The following is a 15,061-nucleotide window of genomic DNA, read 5'->3' on the forward strand; positions in this document are numbered from 1 at the left end:
TCTCTGGCGCTGTGGCCGGGAAGGTTTGCCGGCCACAGCACTAGGCCGACGCTGCTCCGAGCCAGGCCGGGTCGATATGGCCCTCCGCGACGATCACGGCGGGCCCGGTCATCTCGATCCCGCCGTCCGGCCGCTCCGTGATGACCAGCCGGCCGCCGGGGAGATCCACGGTGTAGGTGACGGGGGCGCCGGTCACCGAGGGGTCGGCGCCGTCCCTGCGGGCCGCGGCGACGGCCACGGCACAGGCGCCCGTACCGCAGGAGCGGGTCTCGCCCGAGCCGCGCTCATGCACCCGCATCGCGACATGGCGCGGGCCGCGGGCGACGACGAACTCGACATTCACTCCGTCCGGGTAGACGGACGAGGGACTCACACGCGGTTCGGCGAACAGATTCCCGGCGTGTGCGAGATCGTCGACGAACGCGACCGCGTGCGGGTTGCCCATGTTGACGTTACGGGCGGGCCAGGCGCGACCGCCGACGGTGACCGTGGCGCTGTCCTCGGGGAGCACGGCCCGCCCCATGTGGACCGTGATGTCGCCGTCACCGGGGTGTTCCGGACGGGCGGAGCCCTGGGCGCTCGCGCCCTTGGCGAGATGCACCTTCTTCACCCCGCCGCGGGTGGCCACGGCCAGATCCCCGGCCGCCGTGTGACCGGCGCGCTGGAGATAGCGCACGAAGACCCGCAGGCCGTTGCCGCACATCTCGGCGATGGATCCGTCGGCGTTGCGGTAGTCCATGAACCATTCGGCCTCGGCCGCCATGTCCTGCGCCTCGGGGTGCGCGGCGGACCGTACGACATGCAGCACTCCGTCGCCACCGATGCCGGACCTGCGGTCGCAGAGGGCGGCCACAGCGCGCGGGGGCAGATCGATGGTGTTGTCCGGGTCGGGGACGATCACGAAGTCGTTCTCGGTCCCATGGCCCTTGAGGAAGGCGAGAGGGGCGGTCTGCGAGATGCTCACGGGACCCATCGTACGAGCAGGGACCGACACCCGCCGCCACTCGGCGGCCGACCGGACTTCCGGTCCCGCGCCACTCGGCGGCCGATCGGGTTTGCGGTCCCGCGCCATTCCACGGCCGGCCGGACTTCCGGCTCAGCGCAGCCGGGCGACCCGCCAGACGGCGAGGGCGACCAGGGCGGCGGCCACGGTCACATACAAGGCGATGACCCGCCAGTCGGGACGTTCACCGGAGGTACGGGTCGGCAGCCCCGGCCAGGTGTGGCCGACCTTACGGGCCGCCATCATGCCCCAGCCCGCCGCGCAGCAACTGATCAGGAGTCCCAGCATGGCGACGACCGCTCCGCCGTCCCCGGTACCGAAGGCGAGGGGGAAGGCGAACATCAGGGAACCGATCGCCGCGAGCCCCACGATGGGCGCGAGCTGCCAGATCCGCAGCCGGCGCTGCGGACGCAGCTCGACCTCGACCTCGGGGGTCGCGGTCTCCTCCTCCGGTCCGTCGGGACTCAGCCGTGGGGCGTCGTCCCGCGTGTCCGGTCCCGCTGGTTCTCTGTCACGAGGGCCGGCCGCCATCGCCACGCGCCCTCCCCATCCGGACTCCACTGGCCGATCGATGCCCGATGGTCGATCGATGCTCGATGATGGCACGCCCGGGAGGACAGCAAGGACGAGCGGAGCGTCCCGATGCCATCACGTGATCAGGCTGTGACCGCTCGTTCGACCAACGCCAGCGCCCGGTGCGGCAGTTCCTCCCGCTGCTCCGTTCCGCCGCCCAGCCAGTGCACCCGTGAGTCGCGGCGGAACCAGGAATCCTGGCGGCGCGCGAAGCGTTTGGTGGCCCGTACGGTCTCGGCGCGCGCCTCGTCGTCCGTGCACTCCCCCGCGAGCGCCGCGAGCACCTGCTGATACCCGAGCGCGCGTGAGGCCGTGCGCCCCCGGCGCAGTCCCCGGGTCTCCAGCGTGCGCACCTCGTCGACGAGTCCGGCCTCCCACATGCGGTCCACCCGCTGCGAGATCCGGGTGTCCAGCTCGGGCCGGGCGACGTCGACGCCGATCTGGAGCGTGTCGTAGACCGCGTCATGGCCGGGCAGATTGGCGGTGAACGGCTTGCCGGTGATCTCGATGACCTCCAGCGCCCGGACGATTCGGCGGCCGTTGCTGGGGAGGATCGCACGGCCCGCCTGGGGGTCGGCGGTGGACAGCCGGGCGTGCAGGGCGCCCGAGCCGCGCAGGCTCAGCTCCGTTTCCAGCCTGGCCCGCACCTCGGGATCGGTGCCGGGGAAATCGAGGGCGTCGATGGCCCCCCGTACGTACAGCCCCGAGCCGCCCACCAGAACGGGGGTACGGCCCTTTGCCAGCAGCCGGTCGATCTCCGCCCTGGCGAGCTTCTGGTACTCGGCGACACTGGCCGCCTCGGTGACATCCCAGATGTCCAGCAGATGGTGCGGGATACCGGCGCGTTCCTCGCCCGTCAGCTTGGCGGTTCCGATGTCCATTCCCCGGTAGAGCTGCATGGAGTCGGCATTGACGACCTCACCGTCGAGTTGCCGGGCGAGATGGACGCCCAGATCGGACTTGCCGGCCGCGGTGGGACCGACGACGGCGATGACCCGCGGTGCGGTAGCTGCGCTTCTCACTGCCACAGTCTTGCAAACCCGCAAGCCCTTACCCGAACGAGTTAAGTGACGGCACACAGCCGGATTCGTTGCCTTCGCGACGTTCCGGCCGTCGGTTTTCCCGCCGGTGCCCCTGGGCGGCGCGAGAGAACGCTCCGGGCAGCGCGGAATTTCGGCCTCCCGAGTATTATATGGAGGAGATATGGGTGTTTCTTCACGGTTTCGCCGGAAGTCAGCAGCCGTGTCCGTGACGTCAGCGACGAGGCAGAGGCCGCCACCCGGACGGCCGACCCCTCGCGCAGTCTGTTGTCTCCTCCGAGGGAAGGTGGGCCATGGGCTTCATGGATTCGTTGAAGGCCAAGATCGCTCCGGCCAGGGACAAGGTCTCCGACCTCGCGCAGCAGCACGGGGGAAAGATCGAGCACGGGCTGGACAAGGCCGCCCGGACGGTCGATCAGAAGACCAAGGGCAAGTACAGCAACAAGATCGATTCGGGTACGGGTAAGGCGAAGAACGCTCTGGGTCGGCTCGCCCACAAGGGCGACGACACCGCTCCCCCACCCCCGCCACCGCCCGCCTCCTGATCCTCGGCAACGGCTGGGAACGGCCGCGCGGCGCTTCCGGGCACCGCGCGGCCGTTGCGTACGCCAGGCTGCGTTACGTACGCCAGACTGACGGACGACAGACCGACCGGGGCCCCAGGACCAGGTCCGGTTCTAGGACCAGGTCGCGACCAGGTATCCGACGCCGTAGGGCGCGGCGTCGTACAGCAGCTCACCGTGCAGCCCCGCCCCCTCGGCCGCGCCCGCGAGAAGCTGCCACGGCGCGCGCCCGGCCGCCTTGAGAGCGGACGCCAGCTCCGCGTCCAGTGCCTTCAGCGCCGTCACATCGGCCGCCGCCAGGGCCCGTGCCACCTCCTCGTCGAATCCGGCCGCCCTCTCGTCGAGATATCCCGGCGCTTTCACCGAACGGCACGCGCTGGCGTCGCCCATCACCAGCAGTGCCACCCGGTCGGACCGCGCCGCGATCTCCTTCCCGGCCTGAATACACCGCTCGGCCGCGAGAGGTTCCCCCACGCCGAGTCCCGAGACAGGGGCGGCGGACCAGCGGACCCGCTCCAGCAGCCAGGCCGCGACGGCGAGGGAGGGAGGGAGCACACGCTCGGCACGCTCCTCGACTCCGGCTGCCTCGCCCGCGCCCACCAGGCCGGGGCCGGTCCCGCCCGAGCCGGTCCCGCCGAGGACGACCTCGACGTCCACGCCGAAGCCCCGGAAGGAGCCGACCGCACCCTGCGGATGCGGCCCCCGGCCGTCCCGCTCGGCGGGCCCGACGACGATCAGCAGATCAGGGCGGGCGGCGGCCAGGACCGCGAGGGCGTCCGAACACGCGGCGCGCACCGCGTCCAGTTCGGGGGCCGCCGCCGCGGCCACGGCGGGCACGAGCAGCGGCGGACAAGGACAGACGGCAGCGGCGACCAGCATGATCGAACCCTAACGCGGGCGTGACCGGGCGTGACCACGTACGGTCCAGCCCTGTATAGCCCCGCCCGCTCCCTCGCCCGCCCTCGGTCCCGCCGGTCCGGTCCGTCCGTTCGGTCCCGCCAGTCCGGTCGGTCCCGCCAGGCCGGTGAGTCCGGCCCGTCCGGTGAGTCCGTCAGCCGACGGCGCACCCGCCCGTCGCGGCCGGCAGCGGAGCGGGCACGCCGACCGTGGGCAGCCCGAGCAGCACCCCGGCCGGCTTGGCGGCGGGCGCCGCGTTCCGCCTGTCCCAGGCGTCGCCCGCGCGGGTACGGCGTACCTTCCGCGTCGGTCCCTCGGCCAGGAGATGGTGCGGAGCGGCGTAGGTGATCTCGACGGTCACCACATCGCCGGGGCGCACCTCCTCTTCCGGCTCGGTGAAGTGGACGAGCCGGTTGTCGGGAGCACGTCCCGAGAGCCGGTGGGTGGCACCGTCCTTGCGCCCCTCGCCCTCGGCGACCATGACCTCCAGCGTCCTGCCCACCTGCTTCTTGTTCTCGTCCCAGGAGATCTCCTCCTGAAGGGCGGACAGCCGCATGTAGCGCTCCTGGACGACTTCCTTGGGGATCTGCCCGTCCATCTCGGCGGCCGGTGTCCCGGGGCGCTTCGAGTACTGGAAGGTGAAGGCCTGCGCGAAGCGCGCCTCGCGCACCACCCGCATGGTCTCCTCGAAGTCCTCCTCGGTCTCGCCGGGGAAGCCCACGATGATGTCGGTGGAGATGGCGGCGTGCGGGATGGCGTCGCGCACCTTGTCGATGATGCCGAGGTAGCGGTCCTGCCGGTACGAGCGGCGCATCGCCTTCAGGATGGTGTCCGAGCCGGACTGGAGCGGCATATGGAGCTGCGGCATCACATTGGGCGTCTCGGCCATCGCCGCGATGACGTCGTCCGTGAAGTCGCGCGGATGCGGTGAGGTGAAGCGGACGCGCTCCAGCCCCTCGACGGCGCCGCAGGCCCGCAGGAGCTTGGAGAAGGCCTCGCGGTCGCCGATGTCGGACCCGTACGCGTTGACGTTCTGGCCCAGCAGCGTGATCTCGGAGACGCCCTCGGCGACCAGTGCCTCGATCTCGCTCAGGATGTCACCGGGGCGGCGGTCCTTCTCCTTGCCGCGCAGCGCGGGGACGATGCAGAAGGTGCAGGTGTTGTTGCAGCCCACGGAGATGGAGACCCACGCGGCATAGGCGGACTCGCGCCGGGTCGGCAGCGTCGAGGGGAACGCCTCCAGCGACTCGGCGATCTCGATCTGCGCCTCCTCCTGGACACGCGCGCGTTCCAGGAGCACGGGCAGCTTGCCGATGTTGTGCGTACCGAAGACAACGTCGACCCAGGGCGCGCGCTTGACGATGGTCTCGCGGTCCTTCTGCGCCAGACAGCCGCCGACGGCGATCTGCATACCGGGCCGCTTGGTCTTCATGGGGGCGAGCCGGCCGAGGTTGCCGTACAGCTTGTTGTCGGCGTTCTCCCGCACGGCGCAGGTGTTGAAGACCACGACGTCGGCGTCCCCGTCGGCCCCTTCGGGCGCGCGGACGTATCCGGCTCCCTCCAGCAGGCCCGACAATCGCTCGGAGTCGTGGACGTTCATCTGACACCCGTAGGTGCGTACCTCGTACGTTCGGTTGTCGCCCACTGTCCGGCTCCGGTCGCTGCTGCTCATGCGACAAGGGTAGGCGGTGCCCGGGACCCCCCGGTCCGGGAGCCTCCCGGTGGTCCGGCCGGGCACGGAGAGGCCCTCGGGAGGAGCCCGCGCAGAGATCCTCGAAGAAGCCCTGGGGAGAGGCCCTGGTCCTGGCGGGGAGTGAACTGGCAGGATCGCGGCATGTTCGCCGTTCTGTCCCGCACGAGTCGGGGTACCGGACGTGGCCGGCTCCTCCAGGGCGCCGCCGCGGTGGTGGTGCTGCTCGGGCTGCTGGCGTGGTGGCTGCTGCCGATCGGGGCGTCGGCGCCGAGCGGGTCGGTCACCTTCAGTACGGGGGTCACCAGCGGGGTCTACCAGCGGTACGGATCGCTGCTCAAGGAGGACCTCGGGCGCGATCTGCCGGATGTCTCGATACGGCTCACGACCAGCGAGGGTTCGCAGCAGAATCTCGCGCGGGTGGCGAGCGGGGAGGCCGACTTCACGGTGGCCACCGCCGACGCCGTCGCCAAGTACCAGGAGGACGGCAAGCCGGGTGCGGACCGGCTGCGCGGGTGTGCCCGGCTGTACGACGACTACGTACAGCTCGTCGTGGCCAAGGATTCCAGAATTCGCTCGGTCGCCGGTCTGCGCGGCAAGAAGGTGGGGGTGGGACAGGAGGGATCGGGTGTACGGCTGATAGCGGACCGGGTCATGACGGCCGCCGGACTCGACCCCAAGCACGGCATCACCCCGGTCCCGGCCGGCATCGACACCATGCCGGGTCTGCTCGAACGGGGCGATCTGGACGCCTTCTTCTGGTCGGGCGGGCTGCCCACCGGTGCCGTGACCCTCCTGTGGCAGCGCTATGACATCCGACTGGTGCCGCTGGACGCGAACCTCGTGGCCCGGCTCCATGCCTCGGGCGAGGCCGCTTCCCGCTACTACCGCTCCGCGGTGATCCCCGCCGACGCCTACGGCAGCGCGCAGAAGGGCACGCCCGTATCGACGGTCGCGGTGGCGAATCTGCTGGTCACGACGGACCGGATGGACGCCGGTCTTACGGAGGGCTTCACGCGGACCGTGATCAACAGCAGGGACCGCATCGGCAAGGAGGTGCATCCCGCGCAACTGGTGGATCTGCGGACGGCGATCTACACGGCCCCCCTGCGGCTGCACGAGGGCGCCAAGCGCTACTACCGCTCGGTCAAGCCCTGAGCCCTGGCACCGCGTTCCGGCCCACGTCCCGCCCCGGGTTCCCGCCCGCATCTCTCCCCCCACCCACCTTCCCGCCCCGCCGGATTGGCTCGGTTTTCCGGCAGGACATCGGACCATCGGCCGCTGGCCGAGGAGCCGCCGCGTACGGGAAGAGGTGCTGCTCTCGACCAAAGCGGGAGCGCGCCCACTCCGGAACTGCTGGACTACGCGCGCCATGAGCCCGACCTGACGGTCATGGCCTACTCGTCGCTCCTCTCGGGCGCCTGTGCCTGGGCCGACCGGCCGCTGGCGGCGGCCTACGACCACCCGGGCACCGCAGCGCGCCTCGCCGTCCCGCGCGAGGTGGCCGTGGCGACCTCAGCCGGCCCGACCTGATACGACCCACCGTCACGCGCAGGAAGGTCACCCGTCAGGACGCGGGGGAGGCTCTCGGGACGGTCAGTGTCACCCGCAGTCCTCGCGGCTCGCCGTGCGCGTAGGTGATCGAGCCGCCGCCCGCCGCCAGCAGCGCTCGTGAGATGGACAGTCCCAGCCCCGACCCCTTGATGTTCTGGTGGCGGTTGCTGCGCCAGAAGCGGTCACCGATCCGGGCCATCTCGTCGTCCGTGAGTCCGGGGCCGCCGTCATTGATGACGATCATGGAGGTTTCACCGTTACGGGTGACCGTGACCGTGACCTCTTCACCCGCCGGAGTGAACTTCAGAGCGTTGTCGATGACGGCGTCCAGGGCGCTGGAGAGCGCGATCGGGTCGGTCCAGGCGGTGACCGCCGCACGGTGCTCGGTCAGCCGGACCCCCTTCTCCTCGGCGAGCGCCCGCCAGGCGGCGACCCGCTCCGCCGCGAGTTCACCGATGTCGGTGAGCCTCAGATCGGCGGGGGTGTGCTCGGCCAGGGCCAGATCCAGCAGATCGTCGAGGACCTGGGCGAGGCGCTTGCCCTCCGTACGGACGGAGGCGATCTCCTCGTTCCCGTCGGGCAGTTCGAGGGCGAGCAGCTCGATGCGGAGCAGCAGGGCGGCCAGCGGATTGCGCAACTGGTGGGAGGCGTCGGCCACGAAGGCGCGCTGCTGCTCCAGCACATCCTCGACGTTGTCGGCCATCTCGTTGAACGAACTGGCCAGCCGCCGCAGTTCCGGGGGCCCTCCGGCCGCCGCCACCCGGGAGTTCATCCGGCCGGTGGCGATGTCATGGGTCACCGCGTCCAGTACCCGTACCGGTCTGAGCACCCAGCCCGTCAGCCGGATCGCGGCCCCCACGGCGAGCAGCATGGCCGCCGCCTCGCCCGCGGCGATCACCAGCCAGCCCTTGAGAATGCGTGAACGCATCTGCCCGGTCGGCGAGTCGGTCACCACGACCGCGACGACGTCTCCGTCCCGTACCACCGGCGAGTCGACGATGAGCCTGCGGTTCTGCCAGGGCCAGACCTGCTCGGGATCGTCGCTGCGGCGGCCCAGCAGGGCCTCCTTGAAGGACTGGCGCCCCTCCCCCTCCAGGGGCACCTTCCACCCCCTCGGGGCGCTCGCCATGGCCTCGTCGTCGCGGTAGAAGACGCCGACCTTGATCCCGTACACCTCGTGGTAGCGGGTGAGTTCCTCCGTCAGCAGTTCACGCCGCTCGACGGTGCCCGCCTTGCCCTCGGCGACGAGCTGGGCGAGCGCCGCGACCCGCGTGGTGTCGTCGATCCGGTCGACGACGACACGCTGCTGCTGCGCGCCGGCCACACTCACGGCGAGCGGGAAGCCGAGGGCGAGGAGCACGCCCGCCATGAGGATGATGAGCAGCGGCAGAAGTCGGGAACTCACGGGACGTTACGGTCCCTGACGTGTGGCCGGGACGACCAGCCGGTAGCCCACACCCCGGACGGTCTCGATCAGCGCGGGCATCCCGAGCTTGCCGCGCAGGGACGCCACATGGACTTCGAGCGTCCGGCCCGTCCCTTCCCAACTGGTCCGCCACACCTCGCTGATGATCTGTTCCCGCCCGAAAACGACCCCGGGGCGCTGGGCCAGCAGAGCCAGCAGATCGAACTCCTTGCGGGTGAGCTGGACCGGCTCCCCGTCGACGCTGACCCGCCGGGTGGGCAGTTCCAGCGTGAGACGTCCGAGCCGCTGGGCAACCTCGGCCGTCGGCCCCGGCTCCTCCTCGCTCGCACGGCGCCGGCTCACGGCATGGATCCGCGCCAGCAGTTCACCGGTGTCGTACGGCTTGACCACATAGTCGTCGGCGCCGAGGTTGAGACCGTGGATCCGCGACCGTACGTCGGCCCGCGCGGTCACCATGATCACCGGGGTCGAGGTGAGTCTCCGTATCTTTCCGCAGACCTGGTAACCGTCCTGGTCGGGCAGGCCGAGGTCGAGCAGGACGACCGCGAACGGTTCCTTGCCCGCGCCGGCGGCGGGCAGCAGCGCCTGGAGCGCCTCCTCGCCGCTCCTGGCGTGCACGACCTGGAATCCATGCTTGGCGAGCACGGCCGCCAGGGCAGCGGCGACATGATCGTCGTCCTCTACGAGCAGCAGTCTCACGGGCCCCCTCTCTCGGTGGTGGTCGCACAAGGTATTCGGGCATCCACTCCGATGGTGTCGTGCCAGTCAAGAGTCTTCCCGTTACACCAAGGTTTCCGTTACCCACCCGGTACTCCCCGCAGTGCCGTCTTCACACGGTGTGTCCGGTTGCGGCCGGATCGTTATGCTCAATTCCAGCTCAGATCTGATGACGCTGATCGCATTGCGTGACTAAGGTCCTCCCAACCGAGGAGGACGGAGCAAGAAGCCGATGAGCGGAGTGTCAGTGACCAAGGGCACCGAGGACGCCGTGCCGGCGACGGGCGACCTGGTCGTACTGAGCAACGTGAACAAGCACTTCGGCGCGCTGCATGTGCTCCAGGACATCGATCTGACCATCGCCCGTGGCGAGGTCGTGGTCGTGATCGGGCCCTCCGGGTCCGGCAAGTCCACACTGTGCCGCACCATCAACCGTCTGGAGACCATCGACTCGGGCGCGATCTCGATCGACGGCAAGCCGCTGCCGGAGGAGGGCCGCGAACTCGCCCGGCTGCGCGCCGATGTCGGCATGGTTTTCCAGTCGTTCAACCTCTTCGCACACAAGACGGTGCTGGAGAACGTCACGCTGGGCCAGATCAAGGTCCGCAAGTCGGACAAGAAGGACGCGGAGCAGAAGGCGCGTTCACTGCTCGACCGGGTGGGCGTCGGCTCGCAGGCCGACAAGTACCCGGCCCAGCTCTCGGGTGGTCAGCAGCAGCGTGTCGCGATCGCGCGGGCGCTGGCGATGGACCCGAAGGTCATGCTCTTCGACGAGCCCACCTCCGCGCTCGACCCCGAGATGATCAATGAAGTGCTGGAAGTCATGCAGCAACTCGCGCGTGACGGTATGACGATGGTCGTCGTCACCCATGAGATGGGTTTCGCGCGCTCCGCGGCGAACCGGGTCGTCTTCATGGCGGACGGCCGGATCGTCGAAGAGGCCACACCCGACGCGTTCTTCAGCAACCCGCGCAGCGACCGTGCCAAGGACTTCCTGTCGAAGATCCTGCATCACTGATCCCGGCTCTTCCACTGATCCCCGCTCTTCATACGGCGCTCTTCATACGGCTCTGTCGAGTCAGGTGGCTCCGCCGAGTTCCACCGCTCGACCGAGTCGCACGGCTCCACCGCGTCCCAGGGTTCCACCGAGTTCGGCGGAACCTGTTCGTCCACGTCTCACCCGAGGGAAGTTCACGCATGAAGCTTCACAAGGCAAGCGCGGCCGCCGCTGCGGCTCTCGTCCTCTCCCTGACCGCGACCGCGTGCGGTGGTGAGAACAGCGACGACGCCGGCGGCGACGGTGGTGGCAAGATCACCATCGGTATCAAGTTCGACCAGCCCGGCCTCGGTCTGAAGAAGCCGGACGGCACCTTCGCGGGCTTCGACGTCGACGTCGCCACCTATGTCGCCAAGGAACTGGGCTACGACGCCAAGGACATTGTCTGGAAAGAGTCGCCCAGCGCCGAGCGCGAGAACCTCATCTCCAACGGTGATGTGAAGTTCGTCGTCGCCAGCTACTCGATCAACGACGAGCGCAAGAAGAAGGTCGACTTCGCCGGCCCGTACTTCCTCGCCCACCAGGACCTGCTGGTCCGCTCGGACGACAGCTCCATCACCAAGGCCGAGGACCTCAACTCCAAGAAGCTCTGTTCGGTGACGGGCTCCACCTCGGCGCAGAACGTCAAGGAAGAGCTCGCGCCCAAGGCCGACCTCCAGGAGTTCGGCGGCTACTCGGAGTGCCTGACCGGTCTGGAGAACAAGGCCGTTGACGCGCTGACCACGGACGACTCCATTCTCGCCGGTTACGCGTCGCAGCAGGAGCACCAGGGCAAGTTCAAGCTCGCGGGCCTCAAGCTCAGCGACGAGAACTACGGCATCGGCCTCAAGAAGGGCGACACCGAGCTGCTGACGCAGATCAACGACGCCCTCAAGAAGATGGAGTCGGACGGCTCCTGGCAGAAGGCCGTGACGGCCAACTTCGGTCCGGCCGGTTACAAGAACGAGCCCGCCCCCGCGATCAGCTGAGGCATCCGAGACAGGAGTGACGCGCCGCCGGCCCGTCCGGCGGCGCGTACCGACCAGCCAACCAGGGGAGAGCGCGGGGCATCGTGTTCGACTTTCTTGATTCCGGGCAGTACGACCTGCTCGGCGCCTTCTGGGTGACGGTGCAGCTCACCCTCTACTCCGCAGTTGGTTCTCTCATCTGGGGAACGCTGCTGGCCGGGATGCGTGTCAGTCCTGTGCCGCTGATGCGTACCTTCGGTACCGCGTACGTCAATCTGGTCCGCAACACGCCGCTGACCGTGGTCATCCTCGCCTGTTCACTGGGGCTCGGCCAGACCCTCCAGATCACCCTCGGCGGCGAGGACTTCAAGACCATGGGCTTCCGGCTCGCGGTCCTCGGACTGGTCGCCTACACCGGCACCTTCGTCTGTGAGTCGCTGCGCTCCGGTATCAACACCGTGCCCGTCGGGCAGGCGGAAGCGGCCCGCGCTCTGGGGCTGAGCTTCTTCCAGGTGCTGACGCTGATAATCCTTCCGCAGGCGTTCCGTTCCGTGGTGGCGCCGCTGGCCAATGTGCTGATCGCGCTGACCAAGAACACCACGGTCGCCTCGGCGATCAGTGTCGCGGAGGCCTCGGCGCTGATGAAGACAATGATCGAGAACGAAAGCAGCGCGCTCTTCGCGGTCTTCGCGGTGTTCGCCTTCGGATTCATCGTTCTCACCCTTCCGACCGGCCTGATCCTGGGCTGGGTCAGCAAGCGAGTGGCGGTGAAGCGATGAGTGCCACATCCGTTCTGTACGACACTCCCGGTACCCGCGCCAAGCGGCGCAATATTATCTACACGATCGTGTTCGTGGTGCTCTTCGCGTTCGCCACGTGGTGGGTGCTGGCCGCCATGGCCGACAAGCACCAGCTCGACTCGGAGAAGTGGAGTCCGTTCGTCACGGACTCCGAGGTGTGGACGACCTATCTGCTGCCGGGACTTGGCGAAACGCTCCGGGCCGCGGCGCTGTCCATCGTGATAGCCCTGCCGTTCGGCGCGCTGCTCGGTATCGGCCGGCTGTCCGACCATGTCTGGGTCCGGGTACCGGCCGGGGTCGTCGTCGAGTTCTTCCGCTCGATCCCGGTCCTGCTGATGATGGTCTTCGCCAGTCAGCTCTACGTGCAGTTCACCGATGTCTCCTCGGACCTGCGGCCGCTGTACGCCGTCGTCACGGGCCTGGTGCTCTACAACGCCTCGGTCATGGCCGAGATCGTCCGGGCCGGCATCCTCTCGCTGCCGAGAGGCCAGATCGACGCGTCGAAGGCCATAGGTATGCGCAAGGGCCAGGCCATGGCGTATGTGCTGCTGCCCCAGGCGGTGACGGTGATGCTGCCCGCGCTGGTCAGCCAGCTCGTGGTGATCGTCAAGGACACCGCGCTCGGCGGCGCGATCCTCGGTCTGAGCGAACTGCTTTCGCAGAACCGCACGATCACCGCGAACTACGGTGCCAACACCATCGCCGCGTTCACCGTGATCGCGCTGATGTACATCGCGTTGAACTTCCTGCTCACCACCTTCGCCGGCTGGCTGGAGCAGCGGCTGCGCCGGGGCAAGAAGAGCACGGGCGCCACGCTCGGTCCCGATGATGTACAACAGGCCAGTGTTGTGGGGCGCACCCCGGACGGCAGCGGCGCCTGAGGCGGACGGGACAGGGGGTGTACGCGCCGCTCAGGCCGTCGCTTGACGCAAGCACCCCCAGTAGGTTGCATACGTTCTGTGATCACGTACCGGGCTCCTACCGCCCTTGACCGCAAGACCGCACGGGCCGGAGGGGTCGCGCCGTGGACCCGGTGATCGTCGCCGGCGCGGGCCCCGTCGGACTCGCGCTCTCCCTGGCCCTCGCCGCGCAGGGAGTCCCGGCCGTCGTCCTCGACGAGGGCTCGGGTACGGACGAACAGCGTCCGGCCAGGACCGCCATACTGCGGCCCGACACCACCGCCCTGCTGGCCCGGCTCGGCTGCACCACCCTCGACGAGCAGGGCACCCACTGGACCGGCTGGCGGCTGATGCGGCGCAAGCAGCTCATGCGGGAGCTGCCGCTCGGCGGTGAGAACGGCGCCCCCGCGCCGCTGCACATTCCCCAGCACGCGCTCGCGCGCGGACTGCGGGACGCCATCGCGGGCCAGGAGCTCGTACAGCTCGTCTCCGGAAACCGGCTCGACTCACTGGAGCAGGACGACCGCGGGGTCACCGTGCACACGCGTGGGCCGGGGGCGACCTGGTGGCGCGGCAGCCATCTCGTGGGGTGCGACGGCGCCCGGTCCACGGTCCGCAAGCTGCTCAACATCCGCTTTCCGGGGCGTACGGCGGTGGAGCGGCACGCCGTCGCGGCGCTCCGTGTCGATCTTCCCTGGCCCGGCGAGGCGCTGCTGCACCGTCAGCCGCCCTGGCCCAGCGGCGGCGAGGAGGTCTCCGCCAGGCCCCTCGCGGACGGTGTGTGGCGGCTCGACTGGCTGCTGCCCGCGCGCGGCGAGTTGGTCACGCCCGACGCGCTGGTGACGCGTTTACGGGACACCCTGGCCGGCTGGTGCGGTGCGACACCGCCGTACGAGCTGCTCGACACGGGCGTCTACACGCTGCACCACCGGCTGGCCAGGCGCTGGCGGGTGGGGCGGGCCTTTCTCGCCGGGGACGCGGCCCATCTGCTGGGTGCGGTGGGCACCCAGGGGCTCGACGAGGGGCTGCGTGACGTCTCCAATCTCGCCTGGAAGCTGGCCGAGGACTGGCACCGGGGCGCGACGGAGGTCCTGCTGGACAGCTACCAGGCCGAGCGGCGCACCGCCGTCGCCTCCCGGCTGCGCGCCGCCGACCAGTCGCTGCCGATACTGCGGGGTGGCAGCGGGCTGCGTACGTATATGCCGGGCGCGCGTGGACATGACACCCTGCTCGCCGACGGGCATCTGGGGCACGGGCCATTGGGAGCACCGCCGTCCTATCCGCACTCCCCCCTCGCGCCTCCGTACGCCGAGGCGCACACCGCCGTGGGCACGCCCCCGGGCGGTCCGGTCGCGGATGTGCTGGTCACGGCGCCGGACGGGACGACCGTACGGCTCGGGGACCGGCTCGGACGGGGACACCTCCTGGTGGTGCTGGTCGCGCCCGGTACGGGCGTGTGGGACCGGCGGCACTGGCTGACGGCCGGGGTGATGCCCCGGCTCGCGGCGGCGGTGGACGCCCTGCCGGTACGGGCGGAGCTGCTGGTCACCGAGGCGTATCCGGGCGCGTCCGCGCACAGCGTGCTGCTGGTACGGCCGGACGGGCACCTCGTCACGGCCTTCGGCGGAGTGCGTCCGGCCGATCTGTACGCGGCGGCCGACGCGGCGCGCGGAGGCGCTCCGTCCGGTCGTTCCTCCGCCCGTTCGGGGCCTTCCGAGGCGGCATCGACCGACCGCACTGCGAACATCAATTGACCGACGCGGGCGCACATGGTGTACTCCGGAACGTGACTGACACCGATGTGCGCCTGTGGCGGAGGGTCCATATGGACCTGGTCCGCTACGCGGGCTGCGTGTGTCGCCCGTCCTGTTGATTCGCCCTTTCTCTTCACGCGC

General features: G+C 69.7%; 16 protein-coding genes. 9 read left to right on the plus strand and 7 right to left on the minus strand.

All coding sequences use genetic code 11. The annotated features are described in order from the left end of the window. Nucleotides 1–40: 40 nt before the first annotated feature. The 3 genes from dapF to miaA form a co-directional block, all read right to left on the minus strand. Complete coding sequence (gene dapF / locus OG214_RS10235) at nucleotides 41–973, minus strand: diaminopimelate epimerase (RefSeq protein ID WP_405984572.1); 933 nt, start codon at nucleotides 971–973, stop codon at nucleotides 41–43. 123 nt (nucleotides 974–1,096) lie between these two features. After that, a complete protein-coding gene (locus OG214_RS10240) occupies nucleotides 1,097–1,534 on the minus strand; it encodes a hypothetical protein (protein WP_405984573.1) in 438 nt (145 codons plus the stop codon). Nucleotides 1,535–1,659: 125 nt separating this feature from the next. Further along, the gene (miaA, locus tag OG214_RS10245) at nucleotides 1,660–2,598 is read right to left on the minus strand and encodes a tRNA (adenosine(37)-N6)-dimethylallyltransferase MiaA (protein ID WP_363086047.1); all 939 of its coding nucleotides are present in this window, start codon (nucleotides 2,596–2,598) and stop codon (nucleotides 1,660–1,662) included. 311 nt (nucleotides 2,599–2,909) lie between these two features. Here miaA and OG214_RS10250 point away from each other — a divergent pair, with 311 nt between their 5' ends. Further along, nucleotides 2,910–3,161, plus strand: coding sequence for an antitoxin (locus tag OG214_RS10250; protein WP_363086046.1), 252 nt, complete (start codon nucleotides 2,910–2,912; stop codon nucleotides 3,159–3,161). 132 nt (nucleotides 3,162–3,293) lie between these two features. On the opposite strand, the gene OG214_RS10255 is transcribed toward OG214_RS10250, so the two are convergent. Both OG214_RS10255 and miaB read right to left on the minus strand, forming a co-directional pair. Next, nucleotides 3,294–4,058: a class III extradiol dioxygenase subunit B-like domain-containing protein gene (locus tag OG214_RS10255; protein ID WP_405984574.1), complete on the minus strand. Its 765-nt coding sequence runs from the start codon at nucleotides 4,056–4,058 to the stop codon at nucleotides 3,294–3,296. Between the two features lie 172 nt (nucleotides 4,059–4,230). Then, complete coding sequence (gene miaB / locus OG214_RS10260; protein WP_405984575.1) at nucleotides 4,231–5,748, minus strand: tRNA (N6-isopentenyl adenosine(37)-C2)-methylthiotransferase MiaB; 1,518 nt, start codon at nucleotides 5,746–5,748, stop codon at nucleotides 4,231–4,233. A gap of 162 nt (nucleotides 5,749–5,910) precedes the next feature. On the opposite strand from miaB, the gene OG214_RS10265 reads away from it, so the two are divergent. Next, nucleotides 5,911–6,924, plus strand: coding sequence for a TAXI family TRAP transporter solute-binding subunit (locus tag OG214_RS10265; RefSeq protein ID WP_405984576.1), 1,014 nt, complete (start codon nucleotides 5,911–5,913; stop codon nucleotides 6,922–6,924). A gap of 84 nt (nucleotides 6,925–7,008) precedes the next feature. After that, complete coding sequence (locus tag OG214_RS10270; protein WP_405984577.1) at nucleotides 7,009–7,299, plus strand: hypothetical protein; 291 nt, start codon at nucleotides 7,009–7,011, stop codon at nucleotides 7,297–7,299. Between the two features lie 34 nt (nucleotides 7,300–7,333). On the opposite strand, the gene OG214_RS10275 is transcribed toward OG214_RS10270, so the two are convergent. Together OG214_RS10275 and OG214_RS10280 are read right to left on the minus strand one after the other, a co-directional pair. Beyond that, nucleotides 7,334–8,725 carry a sensor histidine kinase gene (locus OG214_RS10275; RefSeq protein WP_405984578.1) on the minus strand — a complete coding sequence of 464 codons (1,392 nt, stop codon included), beginning with the start codon at nucleotides 8,723–8,725 and terminating at the stop codon, nucleotides 7,334–7,336. Nucleotides 8,726–8,731: 6 nt separating this feature from the next. Continuing rightward, nucleotides 8,732–9,445, minus strand: a complete 714-nt coding sequence (locus OG214_RS10280) for a response regulator transcription factor (protein ID WP_405984579.1) — start codon at nucleotides 9,443–9,445, stop codon at nucleotides 8,732–8,734. Nucleotides 9,446–9,695: 250 nt separating this feature from the next. Here OG214_RS10280 and OG214_RS10285 point away from each other — a divergent pair, with 250 nt between their 5' ends. The 6 genes from OG214_RS10285 (at nucleotide 9,696) to OG214_RS10310 (ending at nucleotide 15,039) form a co-directional block, all read left to right on the plus strand. Continuing rightward, on the plus strand, nucleotides 9,696–10,481 hold the full coding sequence (locus OG214_RS10285) for an amino acid ABC transporter ATP-binding protein (protein WP_363084665.1): 786 nt from the start codon (nucleotides 9,696–9,698) through the stop codon (nucleotides 10,479–10,481). Nucleotides 10,482–10,660: 179 nt separating this feature from the next. Further along, a complete protein-coding gene (locus OG214_RS10290) occupies nucleotides 10,661–11,488 on the plus strand; it encodes a glutamate ABC transporter substrate-binding protein (RefSeq protein WP_405984580.1) in 828 nt (275 codons plus the stop codon). Between the two features lie 83 nt (nucleotides 11,489–11,571). After that, nucleotides 11,572–12,246 carry an amino acid ABC transporter permease gene (locus OG214_RS10295; RefSeq protein WP_363084663.1) on the plus strand — a complete coding sequence of 225 codons (675 nt, stop codon included), beginning with the start codon at nucleotides 11,572–11,574 and terminating at the stop codon, nucleotides 12,244–12,246. After that, the gene (locus tag OG214_RS10300) at nucleotides 12,243–13,148 is read left to right on the plus strand and encodes an amino acid ABC transporter permease (RefSeq protein ID WP_405984581.1); all 906 of its coding nucleotides are present in this window, start codon (nucleotides 12,243–12,245) and stop codon (nucleotides 13,146–13,148) included. Before OG214_RS10295 ends, OG214_RS10300 begins: the two co-directional genes overlap by 4 nt. Before the next feature lie 143 nt (nucleotides 13,149–13,291). Then, nucleotides 13,292–14,920 (plus strand): FAD-dependent monooxygenase, encoded by a 1,629-nt coding sequence (locus tag OG214_RS10305; RefSeq protein ID WP_363084661.1) that lies wholly within the window; start codon nucleotides 13,292–13,294, stop codon nucleotides 14,918–14,920. A 47-nt stretch (nucleotides 14,921–14,967) separates the two neighbouring features. After that, nucleotides 14,968–15,039, plus strand: a complete 72-nt coding sequence (locus OG214_RS10310; protein WP_309544753.1) for a putative leader peptide — start codon at nucleotides 14,968–14,970, stop codon at nucleotides 15,037–15,039. Nucleotides 15,040–15,061: the final 22 nt, after the last annotated feature.

The sequence above is a fragment of the Streptomyces sp. NBC_00872 genome (genome assembly GCF_045161915.1).
Lineage (GTDB): Bacteria > Actinomycetota > Actinomycetes > Streptomycetales > Streptomycetaceae > Streptomyces.